We start from the raw sequence: 15,900 nt of genomic DNA, 5'->3' as shown, positions 1-15,900 counted from the left end.
GAAGAAGCGGCTTGCATCAGGGGCAGGAGTGTCGCGCATCTGTGGCGGCTGCTGCGGCGGCATCTGCACGGTGGCTTTTTATTTATCAAAGCAATAGCTTGTTTAATTGGCGCGCGCCGCCTAGTATCCGGGCTTCTTCTCGACCTTCGCATTCCCTCATGTCTTCCTCTTCCGCCGCCTTGCATCCACCCCCCGCCACTGCCGCCTGGAGTGAACTTTTCAGCGGCCGCAACGGCTGGCGCGCGCTGGCACTCACCGGCGGTGTCGCACTGCATGCCGTGAACGTGCACATCGTGACCACGGTGCTGCCGTCGGTGGTTCGCGAGATCGGCGGGCTCGACTGGTATGCATGGAGCACCACGCTCTTCGTGGTCGGCTCGATCCTCGGGGCCACGCTGTCGGTGCGGCTGCTCGCGGTGCTCGGGCCGCGCGGCGCCTGCCTGGCCGCGCTGGCGGTGTTCAGCGCCGGCTCGGTGGGCTGCGCGCTCGCGTCTGCCATGCCCTGGCTGCTCGCGGGCCGCACGGTGCAGGGGCTGGGCGGCGGGCTGCTGGCGGCGCTGAGCTACGGGCTCATCCAGCTGGTGTTCGAGCAGCGGCTGTGGCCGCGCGCGGTGGCGCTGGTGTCGGGCATGTGGGGCGTGGCCACGCTGTGCGGGCCGGCCGTGGGCGGGTTGTTCGCGCAGGCCGGGCATTGGCGCTGGGCCTTCTGGTTCCTGCTGCCGGTGGCGGCCGCGCAGGCGGTGCTGGTGCTGGTGCAGTTGCGCCCCTCGGCGGGGGTGACCCACGAGCCGCCGGCCACGCTGCCGCGCGTGCCCGGCGTGCAGATCGGCCTGCTCGCGGCCTCGGTGCTGGTGATCGCGGCCAGCGGCCTGTGGTCCAGCCTGCTGTGGCAGGCCGCCGGCGTGGCGGCGGGCCTGGCCATCGGTTTCGCGGCCACGCGCATCGACAGCCGGGCCACCGTGCGCGTGCTGCCGAGCGGCGCCTATGCGGTGAGCGCGCCGCTGGGCGCCATCTACGCGAGCGTGGCGCTGTTGCTGATCGGCACCACCACCGAGATCTTCGTGCCGTACTTCCTGCAACTGCTGCACGGCCACTCGCCGCTCGCGGCGGGCTACCTCACGGCGGCGATGGCGGGCGGCTGGAGCGCAGGCTCGCTGACCTCTTCGGGCCGCACCGGGGCGGGGGCCGACCGCATGCTGCGCGCCGGCCCGGTGGTCTGCACGCTGGGGCTCGTGGCGCTCGCGCTTTTGCTGCCGGCGCCGGGTCGCTTCGGCGCGGGGTTCGAGACCGTGCTGGTCGCCCTTGCATTGGCGGCCGTGGGGCTCGGCGTGGGCATCGGCTGGCCGCACCTGCTGACGCGCGTGATGTCGCTGGCACCCAAGGGCGAGGAAGGCCTGGCCTCCGCCTCGATCACCACCGTGCAGCTCTACGGCATGGCCGTGGGCGCCGCGGTGGCGGGCCTGGTGGCGAACGCGGCGGGGCTCACCACGCCGGGCGGCACGCACGGTGCGCAATCGGCCGCGGCCTGGCTGTTCGCGAGCTTCGCGCTCGCCCCCGCGGTGGCGGTCTGGCTTGCATACCGCGCTGTGGCCAGGCGCGGCGGCTGAGGGCCCGGCCGACCCGGCAAGACGCGGCGCTCGCCTGCATCGATGCCATTCGGCGCTCCCTATAATTTTTTGCTTTCACAACAAACACACGGGAGCGGACCGCCTCATGAGAAACATCGTTCAACGCATGGGAGCCCTGTCGCTCCTCGTGGCCTTCAGCTTCGCGCTGGTGGCCTGCGGCAACAAGGAGGCCGAGCAGCGCAAGGCCTTCACCACCTTCCTGCAGACCCGCGTGCTCGACAAGCCCGGCATTCGCGTGCCGACACCCAGCGCGGACGAGAAGGCTTCGTTCGGCGACTACGCCCAGCACTACGCCGTGATCACCGACTTCAACGAAGGCATGAACAAGTCGGTGGGCCAGCCCATGACGCAGATCATGGCCAAGGGCGGGCTGCGCTCCATCGGCGACCTGGTCTCGCGCCGCGACGACATCAAGGCCGCGAAGGACGGCCTGGCCGGCCTGCGCACCGCGCTCGACCAGCAGACCGCCAAGGCCGACGCCGCGCACGCGCAACTCAAGCAGCCCGACGACCTGAAGCAGGTCTACGACAAGGCCTACGACAAGACCGTGACGGTGCCTGCGACCACCTTCAAGGAGGTGTTTCCCGCGCTCGACACCGTGTTCGACAGTGCGCTGGCCATCGGCGGCTACATCGAGCAGAACAAGTCGAAGATCCAGGTCTCGGGCAGCACCATCACCGTGACCGACCCGGCCGTGCAGGCCGAGCTCAACAAGATGCTGCAGCAGCTGAACGCCCAGTCGAGCGCCATCAACGCGGCGCAGCAGAAACTGCAGACGGTGGTGCGCGGCTCCTGAGCGGCGCGGCGCGCAGCAGGTCGATTCGCCCCTTCTCAGATGAAGTGGTCGAACGAGCCGAAGCGCTGTGACACCGGCGCGCCGGCCGCATCCACGATGCGCAGGCCGGCATCGGCCTCGATGCGGCCGATGCGCGTGACGCGAGTGGCGCTGTTCGTGCCGGCCTGCGCGACCGCTTCGCGCGCCGAGGGCGGTGCGGTGAAGACCAGCTCGTAGTCGTCGCCGCCCGAAAGCGCGCAGGTGCGCAGGATCTCGGTGCGCAGGCCGGGCGCCTCGGCGGCAACGAGCGCCGCGGCGGCGTCGGCGTCGAGCACGGCACCGACCCGGCTGGCCGCGAGGATGTGGCCCAGGTCGCCGATCAGACCGTCGCTCACATCCACCGCCGACGAGGCGATGCCGCGCAGCGCCTGCCCCAGCGCCACGCGCGGCGTGGGCTGCTCCATGCGGGCGCGCGCGGCCTCGAAAGCCTCCGCCGACAGCGCCACCGTGCCCCGGAACACCTCGAGCGCCAGCCGCGCATCGCCCAGCGTGCCGCTCACCCAGATGTCGTCGCCCGCGCGCGCGCCCGAGCGCAGCAGCGCCGCGCCGGCCGGCACTTCGCCGAACACCGTGATGCAGATGTTGAGCGGACCGCGCGTGGTGTCGCCGCCCACCAGTTCGCAGCCGTGGGCGTCGGCCAATGCGAACAGGCCGCGCGAGAAGCCTTCGAGCCAGGGCTCGTCCACGCCCGGCAAGGCGAGCGCAAGCGTGAAGGCCAGCGGCTTCGCGCCGCAGGCCGCCAGGTCGCTGAGGTTCACCGCCAGCGCCTTGTGGCCCAGCCGCGCGGGCTCGACGGTGGACAGAAAGTGCCGGCCCTCGACCAGCATGTCGGACGACACGGCGAGCTGCATGCCCGCTGCGGGCGCCAGCAGTGCGCAGTCGTCGCCCACGCCGAGCGGAGAGCGCACGGCGGGGCGCTTGAAGTAGCGTGTGATCAGGTCGAATTCACCCATGGGGAACGTGTATCTGGCTGCGGGTCAGTCTGCAAGGACGAGGCGAGCGTCCAGCCGGTCCAACATATCAAAAGTGTTGATGCACTCAATGCCATAGTGCAGGCAGACATTGGGTATGAGGAACTTGCGTTGATTCGCCGCATTGAGGCGTTCGTGCGTTACGACGGTTTGTCTCGTGACGCGGGCTTTGGCTATCAACCATGGGTCTGCGCCGCTTAGAAACTCGTCGAGCGCGCCAACCTTCATCTTCGTTGCTTGGCTCGCGAGGTAAGCCGCTACTTCCGCGAAAGCAACCTGCGTTGCTTCATCCGACTCCGGCACGAACAGATCTGCTTGGGTCGACACCCACTTCGCGAGTTCATCATTGCCCCGGCGCAATTCGACGCTGACGCTCTCGACGCTAGAGAGTCTTCCGGCGTTCTTGTTTCGCGTAAGCCACGTCCAGTAGCCGGGGCAAAAGCTCATCTGGTAGTAGCGGTTCTTCGCCTCTATGAGCGTATTTGCATCGAGAAGGTAGCTCATATTCCCATCTGTTCCGCGAACTGCCGGATCTTGTTCGGCTGGACGCCCAGCAGGCGTCCAGCCTCTCGGAGCAGCAGACGACCGCTCAACGCTTCACTTACGACGGCCTGCGAGAACCGCAAGCTGTTCTTGGCACCCGCGGTGCGATAGAAGTTGCCGCCGCCGCTCTCTTGGTTCCTGAACGCGGCAAGCGTCGCCAGGTAGTGCTCTGTGTAGGTTTGCTGGTCCACCAGTCCCAGGTCGAAAGCGCGCCTCATGACGACGAGGCCGCTGACATGAAATCGTCGAGCCAACTCCGCGACGCGCACGCGCAGTTCGGCCTGACTGCTTTGCCAATGGGCGATAAATATCTCTCGCGGAGCCAGGAATTCTCCGGCGACCGCGTTGCAGAAAATTTCTTCCTTGCGGCTATTGCCCGGAGCAACATTCGAAACAGCGCTCCGCCCCACCCAGAGATGCGCCAGCTCATGCATGAGCGTGAAAAGTCTCGCGGCGGGCGCGTCTGCAGAGTTGATGAAAACGACGGGCGCGCGTGCGTCGCTGATGGCAAATCCACGGAACTCGCCGACATCGAGCTTCCTGTGGGTGTTGTTGCCCACAATGCCGCTGCGCATGACCAGGATGCCCGCACGTTCAGCCGCTTCGATCAACTCCCGGAAGTAGACGTCCCAGGTGCGTTGGCCTTCTTCGGGCTCAACATCCAAGACGCTTCTGATGTTTGCCGCCACCTCTGCCGCCGACGAATCGAGATCGAAACGACCAACAAATGGAAGAGGGTCCAGGCCGTGATCCTTTTGATACTCCAGGTACCACTCCTGCCGCTGCAGGGCGATACGAATCGTGTCCAGAAGATCGAGGCTTGGCCGCGGCACCGGCGCACCGCCAACTGTGCGAAGGTCGGGAAGCGGCAGAGGCTCCGCCGGGGGCTCCGGAAGAAAAAGGTAGCCAAAAGGCGCGTGAAATGCCTGCGCCAAATTTTGAGCTTGACGAAACGTCGGGCGACTTTCTCCTGCTTCCCAAGCCTGCAGCTGTTCGAGCTTGACATGGGCGCCTTGCGCTGCACCCTCGACATCCAGGCCTGCGCGTTCGCGTGCCCATCGCAACAGCGTCGGGTTAATCAGTGCTTGGGTGACCATGCGTCAAGGATAAGTGATCCCATGTCCACCCACTGCCGCTCAAGCCTGACCGCGAAACCTCAGCGCCGCCTGCCGCACCACTTCCGCCAGCAACCGCTCCTTGCCCTGCTTTTCCCGCAGCCAGCGCGCATCGTTGCGGTTGGCTTCCACGCTGGTGCGCAGCTCGCCCAGGGCCTGCGTGGCGTTGAGCGCCTCGCTGTGCCATTCGAGCTGGGTCATGGTCATCAGGATGTGGTCGCGCAGCGGCATGTGCTGGCCGGTGGCCGGGTCGACGTACACCGCGTCGAGCCCGAAGCGGCAGGCCTGGAAGCGGTTGTAGGTGTACACGAGGTAGTCGTCCTCGCAGGGCTCGAAAGGCTGCTCCTGCAGGAACCAGGCGGCCAGCGACTGCACGTAGCCCGCCAGCGCGGCGGCGCGCTCCACCGTGAGCGGCGTGTCGAACACGCGGATCTCGATGGTGCCGAACTCGGGCTTGGGGCGGATGTCCCAGTAGAAATCCTTCATGCTGCGCACGACGCCGGTGCGGGTCATGCGCTCGAAGTAGGCCTCGAATTCCTTCCAGCTCGTGGTGAAGGGCGCGCGGCCCGAGAGCGGGAACGCGAACACCGAATTCAGCCGCGCCGAGTCGAACTGCGTGTCCTGCCCCTGCACGAACGGCGAGGAGGCCGACAGCGCGATGAAGTGCGGGATGTAGCGCGACATGCGGTGCAGCATGAGCAGCGCCGAGTCGGCGTCGGGGCAGCCGATGTGCACGTGCTGGCCAAAGATGGTGAACTGCTTGGAGAGATACCCGTACAGCTCCGACAGTTCGCGAAAGCGCGGTTTGTCATAGATGCGCCGTTCGTGCCACTGCTGGAACGCATGCGTGCCGCCGCCCACCACCGCGATGTTGAGCTTGTCGGCATTGCGGATCAGCGCCTCGCGGATGGGCGAGAGCTGTGTGATCACGTCCTGCGCCGAATGGCAGATGTCGGTCGAGATCTCGATCATGCTCGACGTCATCTCGGGCACCACGCTGCCGGGCAGCGGGGTCTGCGCCATCAGGCGCAGCATGTCCTCGGCGTAGGGAGCCAGGTCGTAGTCGTGCGTGTTCACGAGCTGCAGCTCTAGCTCCACGCCGAGCGACAGCGCCTCCGACTTGTTGAAGGGCTCGAGCTTGACGACGCGGCTTGCCGGGTCGGCGGGCAGGGCGGCCGAGCGCACGTCGTCGCTGTCCGGATCGACGGGCGTGTGAAGGGTGGTGCTCATCGCTGCGTGTCCTCGGTGGTGCTGAAGGCCTGGGGCGCCCAGGGCACCGAACTCTCGCCCACCGCGTGGATGGCCACGGTGGCAAGCACCGCGCCCACCACTTCCATCAGCAGGATGGAAGGCAGCGCGACCTGCGTGATCATGGTGCCCAGCAACGGCGAGGCGGTGGCGAAATTGGAGGCGATGAGCAGCGCGATCGACGACAGCGGCGACATGGCGCAGCCGACCCAGAAGGCCTGCTTCCAGCTGGCGCCGCTGCCGGGGTTGGCAATGGCCACGCCCGCGATCTTGGCGACCAGGCGCACGCCGATCACCGCCAGCACCACGCTGGCCACGGGCAGCGTCCAGTCGGCCTGCGCCGCCACGATCGACACCAGCACGAACATCAGCATGGTGAGCAGCGAGGCGGCAGTGCCCAACTGGCGCTGCCAGGCCCAGGGCTTGGGGTTGAGCGCCTTCAGCAGCACGCCGCCGATCAGCGCGGCCAGCGGCGCCGAGCCGCCGACGTGCGCGGTGAGCGCGGCACCCGCCGCAATGATCGCCAGCAGCAGGATGGAGGTGTTCTCGCTCGTCGGGCTCATCACCCGCAGGGCCGAGCGCAGCGCCAGCGCCATGACGGCGCCCACCACGAACGACAGGCCCAGCACCACGCCCACCGGGTAGAGCTTTTGCAGCAGCGTCTGCGGCGCGCGCTCGATCAGCCCGGCCTGTGCGTAGCCCAGCGCCAGCGCATACAAGGTGTTGAGCGTGGCCAGCGTCATGGCGCGTTCGGTCACCGGGCCGGCGGCGCGGGTGTCGATGATCACGCGGCTGAGCACGGCGGGCGAGGCGACGATGGCCATCAGCGCAATGGGGTTGGCCACCGGCTCGGGCAGGCCCAGCATCGTCAATATCCAGTAGACGCCGAAGTAGGTCAGCGTGGCTTCCAGCAGGCTCTGCACCAGCACCATCGGGTTGTGGCGGAACCAGCGCAGCGGCAGCCGGCCGCCGGCCTCGAACAGCACCACCGCCACGCCGAGCTCCAGCAGGAACAGGCTCAGGCCCCGCAGCGGCCAGATGGCGCCCTCGAAGCCGGCAAAGCCGACCACCGCACCCACCAGCGAATAGCCGATGACCTTGGGCAGCCCCAGGTAGCGCTGCACCAGGTGGCCGGAGGCCGCGGCCGCTGCCAGCAGCAGCGACCAGAGGATGGTGGGCAGGCCGGCCGAAGGGCGCACCCATTCGGACCAGAAGCCCAGCATGTCGTTGATGAAGCTCGTCAAATTCATGAAGGTAGGAAGAAGCTCACCGGCCGGCTGCGCCAGCGCGCCCAGATCGCGCGGCGGATGCGCGCGCGGTCGGCCAGGCTCACGCTGTGCGCGCGCAGCGCCAGCCGGAAAGCGAAATAGAAACTCACGCTCACATTGAGCGCGCCGATGACCGGAACGGCCGCCACCGCCCACCACAGGGCGGGCTGGTGCAGCACCGCGAGACCCGTGGACGCCGCGGCAGCGGCAATCTGCCCGGCCGACAGTGTCACGTGCCGCACGTCCAGCCCGAGCCCGAAGAAACCCGTGAACGCGGGCAGCAGCCCGAGCATGAGTCCCAGGGAAATGTTGGAGGCGAAGCCTGAGATGTGTGTGCGCATGAAGTCAGCCCAGCGGCGTGCCCGGGCGGCGCCCAGAAAAGCGCCGATGCGGGGGTTGTAACGCATGGCGGAGTCCAGGCGATGCAGGACAAAGGCGTTTTCTGTCCAACCCGCGATGATGCTGGCCGAAAACAGCAGGATGCCGGTGATTGCCGCATAAAGCGCGGTGGGGCCCGCCAGGGACAGCGAATCCAGCGTGGCTGCGGCATGCGCGGCGTCGAGCAGGGGCCGGCCCAGCGCCAGTTGCACCAGCAACGCCAGGGCCAGCATGGCCGGCACCACCACCAGCACGTTGCCCAGCACGGCGGCCACCTGCGAGCGCACGAGGTTGGCGACCTCGTCGACGAAGTCGACCACCGCGCCGTCCGACTTGATGTCGCGCAGCCGCGCCGCCAGGGCTGGCGCCGTCATCGCGGGCTGCTTGGTGGCCAGCGTCAGGTGCAGCAGCTGGATCGCGACGAAGCTGGCCGCGTACATCAGGCCGGCGGCCAGCCCGCTCCAGAAAGCCGACAGCGCCAGCGCGTAAATGCCGAACTTCAGCAGCACGGTGAATGCCGTGAGCGCGCCGCCGCCTGCGGCCTTCTTCACCATCTGCGCATAGCTGGCGCGGTCGCGGGTGATGTAGTGCTCGCCGGTCTCGGCGCTGCGCTCGGTCACCTTGGCGGCCAGCATCGACGAGTTGGAGGCAATCAGCGCGCGGATGCTGTTGCGCTCGCCGCCCGCCAGCACGAGCCGGCCGACGAGCCGCGCCACGCTGGGCGCCGGCACGGGCGACATCAGGCAGTCGAGCAGCTCGCGGATGCGCAGCACGCGCTCGCGCAGTTGGCGCAACCGGAACACCAGGCCCACCGAGATGCCGTTGTCTTCCAGGTGCGTGTAGACCGACGAGGCCACCGTGCGGCAGGCATCGAGCCGGTCGCGAAAGGCGATGAAGGCGCCCTGCAGGGCTTCCTCGTTGCGCGTCTGGGCGAACATCTGCTCGCGCAGTTCGTCCAGGTCGGCCATCAGCGAATGAAAGGGCCGCGTGGCGCCCAGCTCGGCGCTCATGCGCAGCCGCAGCTCCGGCGAGAAGCCGGCCGCCACCACCTGGCTGGCGCAGTAGGTGACGGCGTCCATCACCGTGTGGCGCCAGCGCGGCGCACCGTCGTCGTCGATGGCTGCATCGGCCAGCAGCATGCCGATGCGCGCGAGCGGCGCCTCGTCGAGCAGCGCGATCCAGCCCGCGTCGAACACACCGGGCAGCACCATGCGAAACAGGTCCGACGCGTCGGTGGTCTCCGGCGTGCCCGGCAGTATCTTGCGGCGCAGCCGTTCGGCCAGTTCGCTGGCAAAGGCCGTGCGCGGCGCGAAGCCGTAGTCGGCCAGCAGCGTGGTCAGGTCGACCGACTGCGTGAACACGCGCCACCAGGCGCGCAGGCGCTCGCGCAGCTCCGGGCGCGCCTCGATGGCGTCGAGCAGCAGCTGCACGCGGCCCATGGCCGCCTGGGGCGACGCACGGTCGCCGCGCAGCCAGTCGAAGAGGTTGATGAGCCAGATGTGGCGCTGCGCCACATCGGCCGTGGGGTCGAGGCCGGCAAGCAGCCCCTGCAAGTCGCGCGAAGCGGCTGCCATGGAGGGGAAGGAAAAGAAAAAGGGAGCGTCGTGGCGCTCAATGCAGGATGCGCGACACCGGGGTGCCGTCGACATCCGCTTCCAGCACGAACATCGGCACCGGCACGTCGAAGCGTTCGCCTTCCTCCGTCACCACCAGGAAGCTGCCATGCATGGTGCCGCTGGGCGCCTGCAGGCGGCAGCCGCTCGTGTAACGGAAAGATTCGCCGGGCGCCAGCAACGGCTGCTGGCCGATCACGCCGAGGCCCTTGACCTCTTGCGGATGGCCCGACGCGTCGTTGATGCGCCAGTGGCGGGCAATCAGCTGGGCCGCCACCGAGCCCGTGTTCGTGACGGTGATCGTGTACGAAAACGTGTAGATGTGGTCCTTCGGGGAGGACTGGTCGGCCAGGTAGCGCGGTTCGACCTGGACGCTGAAGGGGCTGTTTGACATGGGGCGCATGGTAACGGAGGCCTTTCGTCGGACTTCCATCGGCTGCGAGAATCGGGGACATGAGCACCCCGTTTCGCATTGCGCCCTCCATCCTGTCCGCCGACTTCGCGCACCTCGGCAAAGAATTGACCGACGTGATCGCGGCCGGCGCCGACTGGATCCATTTCGACGTGATGGACAACCACTACGTGCCGAACCTGACCTTCGGCCCGATGATCTGCCATGCGCTCAAGCCCTACGCCAAGACCGCCGACGGCACCCCGGTGCCCATCGACGTGCACCTGATGATCCAGCCGGTCGATGCCCTCGCCGCGTCCTTTGCGGAAGCGGGTGCCGACTGCATCAGCTTCCACCCCGACGCGTCGCCCCATGTGAACCGCAGCATCCAGGCGATCAAGGGTGCGGGCTGCAAGGCCGGGCTGGTGTTCAACCCGGGGCTGGGCCTGGAGGCGCTGGACTGGGCCATCGACGACATCGACCTGATCCTGATCATGAGCGTGAACCCCGGCTTCGGCGGCCAGAGCTTCATCGACTCGGCGCTGCGAAAGATCGAACTGGCGCGCAAGCGCATCGAGCAGAGCGGGCGCGACATCCGCCTTGAAGTGGACGGCGGCATCAAGGTCGACAACATCGCGCGCGTGGCTTCCGCCGGCGCCGACACCTTCGTGGCGGGCAGCGCGATCTTCAATGCCAAGGACTACGGCGCGGTGATCGCCGACATGCGCAAGCAGCTCGCCGGCGTTGCCGCTGCCTGAGCGTCAGCGCTTGACCTGCTCGTTGTAGACGCGGTCGGCCTCCGGGCCGCGGTCGGTGTCGACCACGCCGCGCTCCACGTCGTCATGGGCCTTGCGACCCACCTCCGAGGGCTTGCCGTCCCGGGTCTGCTGGCTGTCCGACGACTGGTCGCGCTCGTTCGGCAGGCGCGGGGCCGGTTCGCCGCCTTGCTGCACCTTGGTCTTGCCGTCGTTCGCGTCCGCGGTCTTGTCGCTCGGCTGGGTCTTCGTCTTCGTGTTCATTGCGCTGCTCCTTGTGATTCGCTCCAGCGTGCCGCGAGCGCCCCAGCAGGGCGGTAGGACATGCAAGGCTGCCCCTGTAGGTGCGCGCTCGAACGCCATCGAATGCGCAGTGCCTTTGCGCAGTGCCTTTGCTCAGTGGCATGGGGCTCCGCAATAATCCCCGGCATGTCCTCCGATCCTTTTGCCGGCGTGGCCACCGACAGCCTGCGCATCCACACTTTTGCCTCGCTGACCCCCGGACCGCGGCTGCTCGTGGTGGGCGGCGTCCACGGTGACGAAATCTCCGGCACGCTGGGCATCGAGCGCATCCTGGGCGAGTTCGACGCCGGCACGCTGCAGCTGCTGCGCGGCGAGCTCACCCTGGTGCCCGTGGCCAACCCGCTTGCGCGGCGCCGCCTGCAGCGCGAGGGCGAGCGCAACCTCAACCGGCTGTTCCGCCCGAGCGAGCAGCCCGCCGACTACGAAGCCCGCATCACCAACGTGTTGGCCCCGCTGATCGCGCGGCACGAGGTGCTGCTCGACCTGCACTCCTTCCAGAGCGCGGGCGAGGCCTTCGCCATGATCGGCCCGCGCGACAACACCGGCACGCTGGAGCCCTTCGCCCGTTCGTTCGAGGAAGGCCAGCTGGCGCTGCACATCGGCACGCCCGTGGTGGTGGAAGGCTGGCTCGACATCTATGCCGCGAACCTGGCGCAGCGCGCGGGCGGCGCGCCTGCCGACGAGGCCGCGCTCGACTTCGGCCGCGGCACCAACGAGTACATCCGCAGCCGCGGCGGCTACGGCGTGACGCTCGAATGCGGCCAGCACCTGGACCCGCAGGCGCCCGAGGTGGCGTGGCGCGCCATTCGCCGCGCGCTGGCGCTGCTGGGCATGGCGGCGCTGCCGCCGGGGCTCTCGGGGGCGCCGGTGCAGGCGCCCCGGCTGCTGCGCCTGGCCAGCGTGACCGACCGCCTGCATGAAGAAGACAGCTTCGTGCGCGACTGGGCCACCTTCGACGAAGTGCAACGCGGCGAGCCCATCGGCATGCGCCACGACGGCACGCTGGTGAGTGCGCCCGACGACGGCTTCATCGTGTTTCCCAACGCCGTGGCGCTGCCCGGCACCGAGTGGTTCTACTTCGCGCATCCGAGCGAGCGGCAACTGGGGTCCGTGGCGGGTTCGACCGGCACCGCCTGACCGCGTCTGGGGCGGCGCTCCTACACCGGGCGGCCAGGGCAGGCGCAAAGTGCCATGCCGAAGGAGTGTGCCCATGCCCGTCTCTCAAAAATCCCCTGCGCCGCGCCTCCTCTGGAAAGGCGCGATCAGCTTCGGCCTGGTCCACATTCCGGTCGCGCTCTACTCGGCCACCACCGACCACGGCATCGACTTCGACTGGCTCGACAAGCGCACCATGGACCCGGTCGGCTACAAGCGCATCAACAAGAAGACCGGCAAGGAAATCGCGCGCGAGCAGATCGTGAAGGGCATTGCCTACGAAGACGGCGAATACGTCGTGCTCAGCGACAAGGAGATCGCGGCGGCCTACCCCAAGACCACGCAGACCATCGAGATCGAGACCTTCGTGCCGGTCGACGGCATTCCCTTCGTGTACCTGGAGCGGCCCTACTACGTGGCGCCCATCAACCGCGGCGCCAAGGTGTACGCCCTGCTGCGCGAGACGCTGCAGCGCAGCGGTCGCGTGGGGGTGGCGCGCGTGGTCATCCAGACCAAGCAGCACCTGGCCGTGCTGGTGCCGGTGGGCCCGGGACTGGTGCTGAACCTGCTGCGCTGGGGCGCCGACATCCGCCCCTGGGCCGACCTGCCGCTGCCCTCCGAAGACGTGAAGAAGGCGGGCCTGAGCGAGCGCGAGCTCACGATGGCCAGGCAGCTGGTCGAGGACATGAGCGCCGACTGGGACCCGAACGAATTCAAGGACGAGTTCAAGGACGAGATCCTGCGGCTGGTCGACAAGAAGGTGAAGGCCGGCCAGACCGAAACGGTGACGCAGCCCGAGCCCGAGGAAGGGCAGGCCGGCGAAGGCCGCGGCGCCAAGATCATCGACCTCACGGAGCTGCTGCAGCGCAGCCTGCGCAAGGGCGGCAGCAAGGCCAAGCCAACCGCTGACGACGACGAAGCGGAGGAGGGCGAAGCACCCCCTCCCAAGGCTGCCGCGAAGAAGCGCAAGCCGGCCGCGAAGGCGGCTGGCAAGACCGCCCCAGCCGCCAAGGCGCGCCGCGCCGCCTGACGCGGGCCGATCGCCATGGGCACCACCGCATCGGCCGCGAGCAAGGCGCTGGCGCGCTATCACGGCAAGCGCGACTTCACCCGCACGCCGGAGCCCAAGACTGGCGGCAAGGCGGGCAAGGGCGTGCTGTCTTTCGTCATCCAGAAGCACCACGCGAGTCATCTGCATTACGACTTCCGGCTCGAACTCGACGGCACGCTCAAGAGCTGGGCCGTGCCGAAGGGACCCTGCCTCGACCCGACGGTGAAACGCATGGCGGTGCATGTGGAGGACCATCCGATCTCCTATGCGGACTTCGAGGGCACGATCCCGCCCAAGCAGTACGGCGCGGGCTCCGTCATCGTCTGGGACCGCGGCGACTGGCTGCCCGACGGCGATGCGCGCCAATCGCTGGCCGCCGGCAAGCTCAAGTTCGAACTGCGCGGCGAGAAGCTGCACGGGCACTGGACGCTGGTGCGCATGCACGGCAAGGGCGACGAGTCGCACGAGCCGTGGCTGCTCATCAAGGAGCGCGACGGCGAGGCGCGGCCGATCGGCGACTACGACGTGCTCGAAGCGCAGCCCGCGAGCGTGATCACCGGGCTGGGCGTGGACGAGGTCGGCCAGCCGCCGAAGAAGGTCGCGACCAAGGCGCCCGCAAAGAAAACCGCTGCAAGGAAAGCTGTCGCAAAGAAGGCCGCCCCCAAGGCGGCGAAGAAAGTCGCGCTGCCCGCCACCCTGCAGCCCCAACTCGCCACCCTCGCGGCCTCGCCACCCGCATCGCCAGAGAACTGGCTCTACGAGCTCAAGTTCGACGGCTACCGCCTGCTGGCGCGCATCGACAAGGGCAAGGTGCGCTGCTTCACCCGCAACGGCCACGACTGGACCGCCAGGCTGCCCGCGCTGGCCAAGGCGCTGGCCAGGCTGCCCACCGATTCGGCCTGGCTGGACGGCGAGATCACCGTCGACGGCGAGAATGGCGCACCCGACTTCCAGGCGCTGCAGAACGCCTTCGACAGCGGCGCCACCTCGTCCATGGCGTACTGGCTGTTCGACGCGCCCTTTCTCGACGGCGAAGACCTGCGCGACCTGCCCGTCGAGGAACGGCGCGCGCGGCTGGCAAAGCTGTTGGGCAAGAAACCGCCCGCATCGCTGCGGCTGAGCGAGGCCTTCGACGTTTCGCCGCACGACCTGCTGGCCTCGTCCGCGCGCATCGGCTTCGAGGGCATCGTGGGCAAGCTGAAGGGCTCGCCCTATGTGTCGCGCCGCTCGGCCGACTGGATCAAGCTGAAGAACCAGCAGCGCCAGGAGTTCGTGATCGGCGGCTACACCGCACCCAAGGGTTCGCGTTCGGGCTTCGGTGCCTTGCTGATGGGCGTGCATGACGAGGCCACGGGACAACTGCGCTACTGCGGCAACGTGGGCACGGGGTTCGACGCGAACCGCCTTGCCGACATCAAGTCGCGCCTCGACAAGCTCGCCACCGAAACCTGCCCCTTCGAGCCCACGCCGGGCGGTGTGAAGGCGCAATGGGTCAAGCCCACGCTGGTGGCCGAGGTGGCTTTTGGGGAATGGACGCGCGACCACCGCGTGCGCCACGCGGTGTTCCAGGGCTTGCGTGCCGACAAGCCCGCGCGCGACATAAGCCGCGAACGGCCGCAGCCGGCCGGCGAATCCACACCATCACAAATGCGCAGGGGAGCAGGAACGCCCATGGCCCTCAAGATCACCCACGCCGACCGCGTGATCGACACGCACAGCGGCATCACCAAAGGCGAGCTCGCGGCCTATTACGACAGCGTGGCCGCGCTCATGCTGCCGCATCTGCGCGGGCGGCCCGTGTCGCTGGTGCGCGCGCCCGAAGGCGTGGGCGGGGAGCTGTTCTTCCAGAAGCACCTGCAGAACCGCGAGATCCCCGGCGTGAAGCTGCTCGATCCCGCACTCGACCCGGGGCATGAGCCGCTGCTGCAGATCGACACCAAGACAGGGCTGATCGGTGCCGCGCAGATGAACGTCATCGAACTGCACACCTGGAACGCCACCTCGCGCGCCATCGGCAAGCCCGACCGCATGACCTTCGACCTGGACCCGGGCGAGGGCGTGGCGTGGTCGCAGATCCAGGAGGCGGCGATGCTGGTGCGCACGCTGCTCGACGAGATGGGCTTGCCTTCCTTCCTGAAGACCAGCGGCGGCAAGGGGCTGCACGTGGTGGTGCCGGTGCGCCGCCAATACGACTGGGACACCGTCAAGGGCTTCTCGCAGGCGGTGGTCGTGCATCTGGCGAAGACCATTCCGCAGCGCTTCGTCGCCAAGAGCGGGCCGCGCAACCGGGTGGGCAAGGTGTTCGTCGATTACCTGCGCAACGGCTTCGGCGCGACGACCGTTGCCGCGTGGTCGGCGCGTTCACGGCCGGGGCTGGGCGTGTCGGTGCCTGTGGCGTGGGAAGAGCTGCCGGTGCTCACGAGCGCCTCGCAATGGACCGTGGCCAACGCGGCGGAGCGATTCGCCACCGGCAACAAGCCCTGGGAGGCGATGGAGCGCAGCCGCAAGGGGCTGGCCCCGGCGATGAGGCTGCTGGGCTACAAGTAGCGACTTGTCTTGCTCCCTCCCCTTCCGGGGGACGGTTGGGGTGGGGGCACGACGGCCTCAACCTTCTCACGGCGCTCGTTGGGCACTGCCCCATCCCAG

General features: G+C 68.3%; 14 protein-coding genes. 6 read left to right on the top strand and 8 right to left on the bottom strand.

Annotated features, from left to right (window positions below):
* The first annotated feature begins 158 nt into the window (after positions 1–158).
* Both AC0IYU_RS31040 and AC0IYU_RS31035 read left to right on the top strand, forming a co-directional pair.
* Positions 159–1,607, top strand: coding sequence for an MFS transporter (locus AC0IYU_RS31040; protein ID WP_472125210.1), 1,449 nt, complete (start codon positions 159–161; stop codon positions 1,605–1,607).
* 106 nt (positions 1,608–1,713) lie between these two features.
* Positions 1,714–2,424 carry a DUF3053 domain-containing protein gene (locus AC0IYU_RS31035; protein WP_472125207.1) on the top strand — a complete coding sequence of 237 codons (711 nt, stop codon included), beginning with the start codon at positions 1,714–1,716 and terminating at the stop codon, positions 2,422–2,424.
* A 35-nt stretch (positions 2,425–2,459) separates the two neighbouring features.
* Here AC0IYU_RS31035 and thiL read toward each other — a convergent pair whose 3' ends face one another.
* The 7 genes from thiL to apaG are packed head-to-tail and all read right to left on the bottom strand — an operon-like array spanning position 2,460 to position 9,993.
* Positions 2,460–3,416, bottom strand: a complete 957-nt coding sequence (gene thiL / locus AC0IYU_RS31030; RefSeq protein ID WP_472125204.1) for a thiamine-phosphate kinase — start codon at positions 3,414–3,416, stop codon at positions 2,460–2,462.
* A 24-nt stretch (positions 3,417–3,440) separates the two neighbouring features.
* A complete protein-coding gene (locus AC0IYU_RS31025; protein ID WP_472125201.1) occupies positions 3,441–3,938 on the bottom strand; it encodes a DUF4411 family protein in 498 nt (165 codons plus the stop codon).
* On the bottom strand, positions 3,935–5,074 hold the full coding sequence (locus AC0IYU_RS31020) for an ImmA/IrrE family metallo-endopeptidase (protein ID WP_472125199.1): 1,140 nt from the start codon (positions 5,072–5,074) through the stop codon (positions 3,935–3,937). The genes AC0IYU_RS31025 and AC0IYU_RS31020 overlap by 4 nt, the downstream gene beginning before the upstream one ends.
* 39 nt (positions 5,075–5,113) lie before the next feature.
* Positions 5,114–6,322, bottom strand: coding sequence for a YbdK family carboxylate-amine ligase (locus AC0IYU_RS31015; protein ID WP_472125196.1), 1,209 nt, complete (start codon positions 6,320–6,322; stop codon positions 5,114–5,116).
* Complete coding sequence (locus tag AC0IYU_RS31010; RefSeq protein ID WP_472125194.1) at positions 6,319–7,590, bottom strand: cation:proton antiporter; 1,272 nt, start codon at positions 7,588–7,590, stop codon at positions 6,319–6,321. Before AC0IYU_RS31010 ends, AC0IYU_RS31015 begins: the two co-directional genes overlap by 4 nt.
* A complete protein-coding gene (locus tag AC0IYU_RS31005) occupies positions 7,587–9,560 on the bottom strand; it encodes a site-specific recombinase (RefSeq protein WP_472125191.1) in 1,974 nt (657 codons plus the stop codon). Before AC0IYU_RS31005 ends, AC0IYU_RS31010 begins: the two co-directional genes overlap by 4 nt.
* A 37-nt stretch (positions 9,561–9,597) precedes the next feature.
* On the bottom strand, positions 9,598–9,993 hold the full coding sequence (gene apaG, locus AC0IYU_RS31000; protein ID WP_435439050.1) for a Co2+/Mg2+ efflux protein ApaG: 396 nt from the start codon (positions 9,991–9,993) through the stop codon (positions 9,598–9,600).
* A 59-nt stretch (positions 9,994–10,052) separates the two neighbouring features.
* Between apaG and rpe the strand changes: the two genes are divergently transcribed.
* A complete protein-coding gene (gene rpe, locus AC0IYU_RS30995) occupies positions 10,053–10,748 on the top strand; it encodes a ribulose-phosphate 3-epimerase (RefSeq protein ID WP_435487915.1) in 696 nt (231 codons plus the stop codon).
* A gap of 3 nt (positions 10,749–10,751) precedes the next feature.
* Here the strand turns inward: rpe and AC0IYU_RS30990 are convergent, their stop codons facing one another.
* Positions 10,752–11,009 (bottom strand): hypothetical protein, encoded by a 258-nt coding sequence (locus AC0IYU_RS30990; protein WP_472125188.1) that lies wholly within the window; start codon positions 11,007–11,009, stop codon positions 10,752–10,754.
* Between the two features lie 165 nt (positions 11,010–11,174).
* Here AC0IYU_RS30990 and AC0IYU_RS30985 point away from each other — a divergent pair, with 165 nt between their 5' ends.
* The 3 genes from AC0IYU_RS30985 (at position 11,175) to ligD (ending at position 15,801) form a co-directional block, all read left to right on the top strand.
* Positions 11,175–12,185: a M14 family metallopeptidase gene (locus AC0IYU_RS30985; RefSeq protein WP_472125185.1), complete on the top strand. Its 1,011-nt coding sequence runs from the start codon at positions 11,175–11,177 to the stop codon at positions 12,183–12,185.
* A gap of 73 nt (positions 12,186–12,258) precedes the next feature.
* The gene (gene ku / locus AC0IYU_RS30980) at positions 12,259–13,233 is read left to right on the top strand and encodes a non-homologous end joining protein Ku (protein ID WP_472125182.1); all 975 of its coding nucleotides are present in this window, start codon (positions 12,259–12,261) and stop codon (positions 13,231–13,233) included.
* 15 nt (positions 13,234–13,248) lie between these two features.
* On the top strand, positions 13,249–15,801 hold the full coding sequence (gene ligD, locus AC0IYU_RS30975; protein WP_472125179.1) for a DNA ligase D: 2,553 nt from the start codon (positions 13,249–13,251) through the stop codon (positions 15,799–15,801).
* Positions 15,802–15,900: the final 99 nt, after the last annotated feature.

The organism is Variovorax sp. AC103 (genome assembly GCF_979254005.1).
The sequence above is the reverse complement of the archived record's forward strand: the minus strand, read 5'-3'. Positions and strand labels throughout refer to the sequence as shown.

Coding starts and splice junctions, on each gene's coding strand:
- AC0IYU_RS31040 (WP_472125210.1), top strand. CDS start 159: ATGTCTTCCTCTTCCGCCGCCTTGCATCCACCCCCCGCCACTGCCGCC.
- AC0IYU_RS31035 (WP_472125207.1), top strand. CDS start 1,714: ATGAGAAACATCGTTCAACGCATGGGAGCCCTGTCGCTCCTCGTGGCC.
- thiL (WP_472125204.1), bottom strand. CDS start 3,416: ATGGGTGAATTCGACCTGATCACACGCTACTTCAAGCGCCCCGCCGTG.
- AC0IYU_RS31025 (WP_472125201.1), bottom strand. CDS start 3,938: ATGAGCTACCTTCTCGATGCAAATACGCTCATAGAGGCGAAGAACCGC.
- AC0IYU_RS31020 (WP_472125199.1), bottom strand. CDS start 5,074: ATGGTCACCCAAGCACTGATTAACCCGACGCTGTTGCGATGGGCACGC.
- AC0IYU_RS31015 (WP_472125196.1), bottom strand. CDS start 6,322: ATGAGCACCACCCTTCACACGCCCGTCGATCCGGACAGCGACGACGTG.
- AC0IYU_RS31010 (WP_472125194.1), bottom strand. CDS start 7,590: ATGAATTTGACGAGCTTCATCAACGACATGCTGGGCTTCTGGTCCGAA.
- AC0IYU_RS31005 (WP_472125191.1), bottom strand. CDS start 9,560: ATGGCAGCCGCTTCGCGCGACTTGCAGGGGCTGCTTGCCGGCCTCGAC.
- apaG (WP_435439050.1), bottom strand. CDS start 9,993: ATGTCAAACAGCCCCTTCAGCGTCCAGGTCGAACCGCGCTACCTGGCC.
- rpe (WP_435487915.1), top strand. CDS start 10,053: ATGAGCACCCCGTTTCGCATTGCGCCCTCCATCCTGTCCGCCGACTTC.
- AC0IYU_RS30990 (WP_472125188.1), bottom strand. CDS start 11,009: ATGAACACGAAGACGAAGACCCAGCCGAGCGACAAGACCGCGGACGCG.
- AC0IYU_RS30985 (WP_472125185.1), top strand. CDS start 11,175: ATGTCCTCCGATCCTTTTGCCGGCGTGGCCACCGACAGCCTGCGCATC.
- ku (WP_472125182.1), top strand. CDS start 12,259: ATGCCCGTCTCTCAAAAATCCCCTGCGCCGCGCCTCCTCTGGAAAGGC.
- ligD (WP_472125179.1), top strand. CDS start 13,249: ATGGGCACCACCGCATCGGCCGCGAGCAAGGCGCTGGCGCGCTATCAC.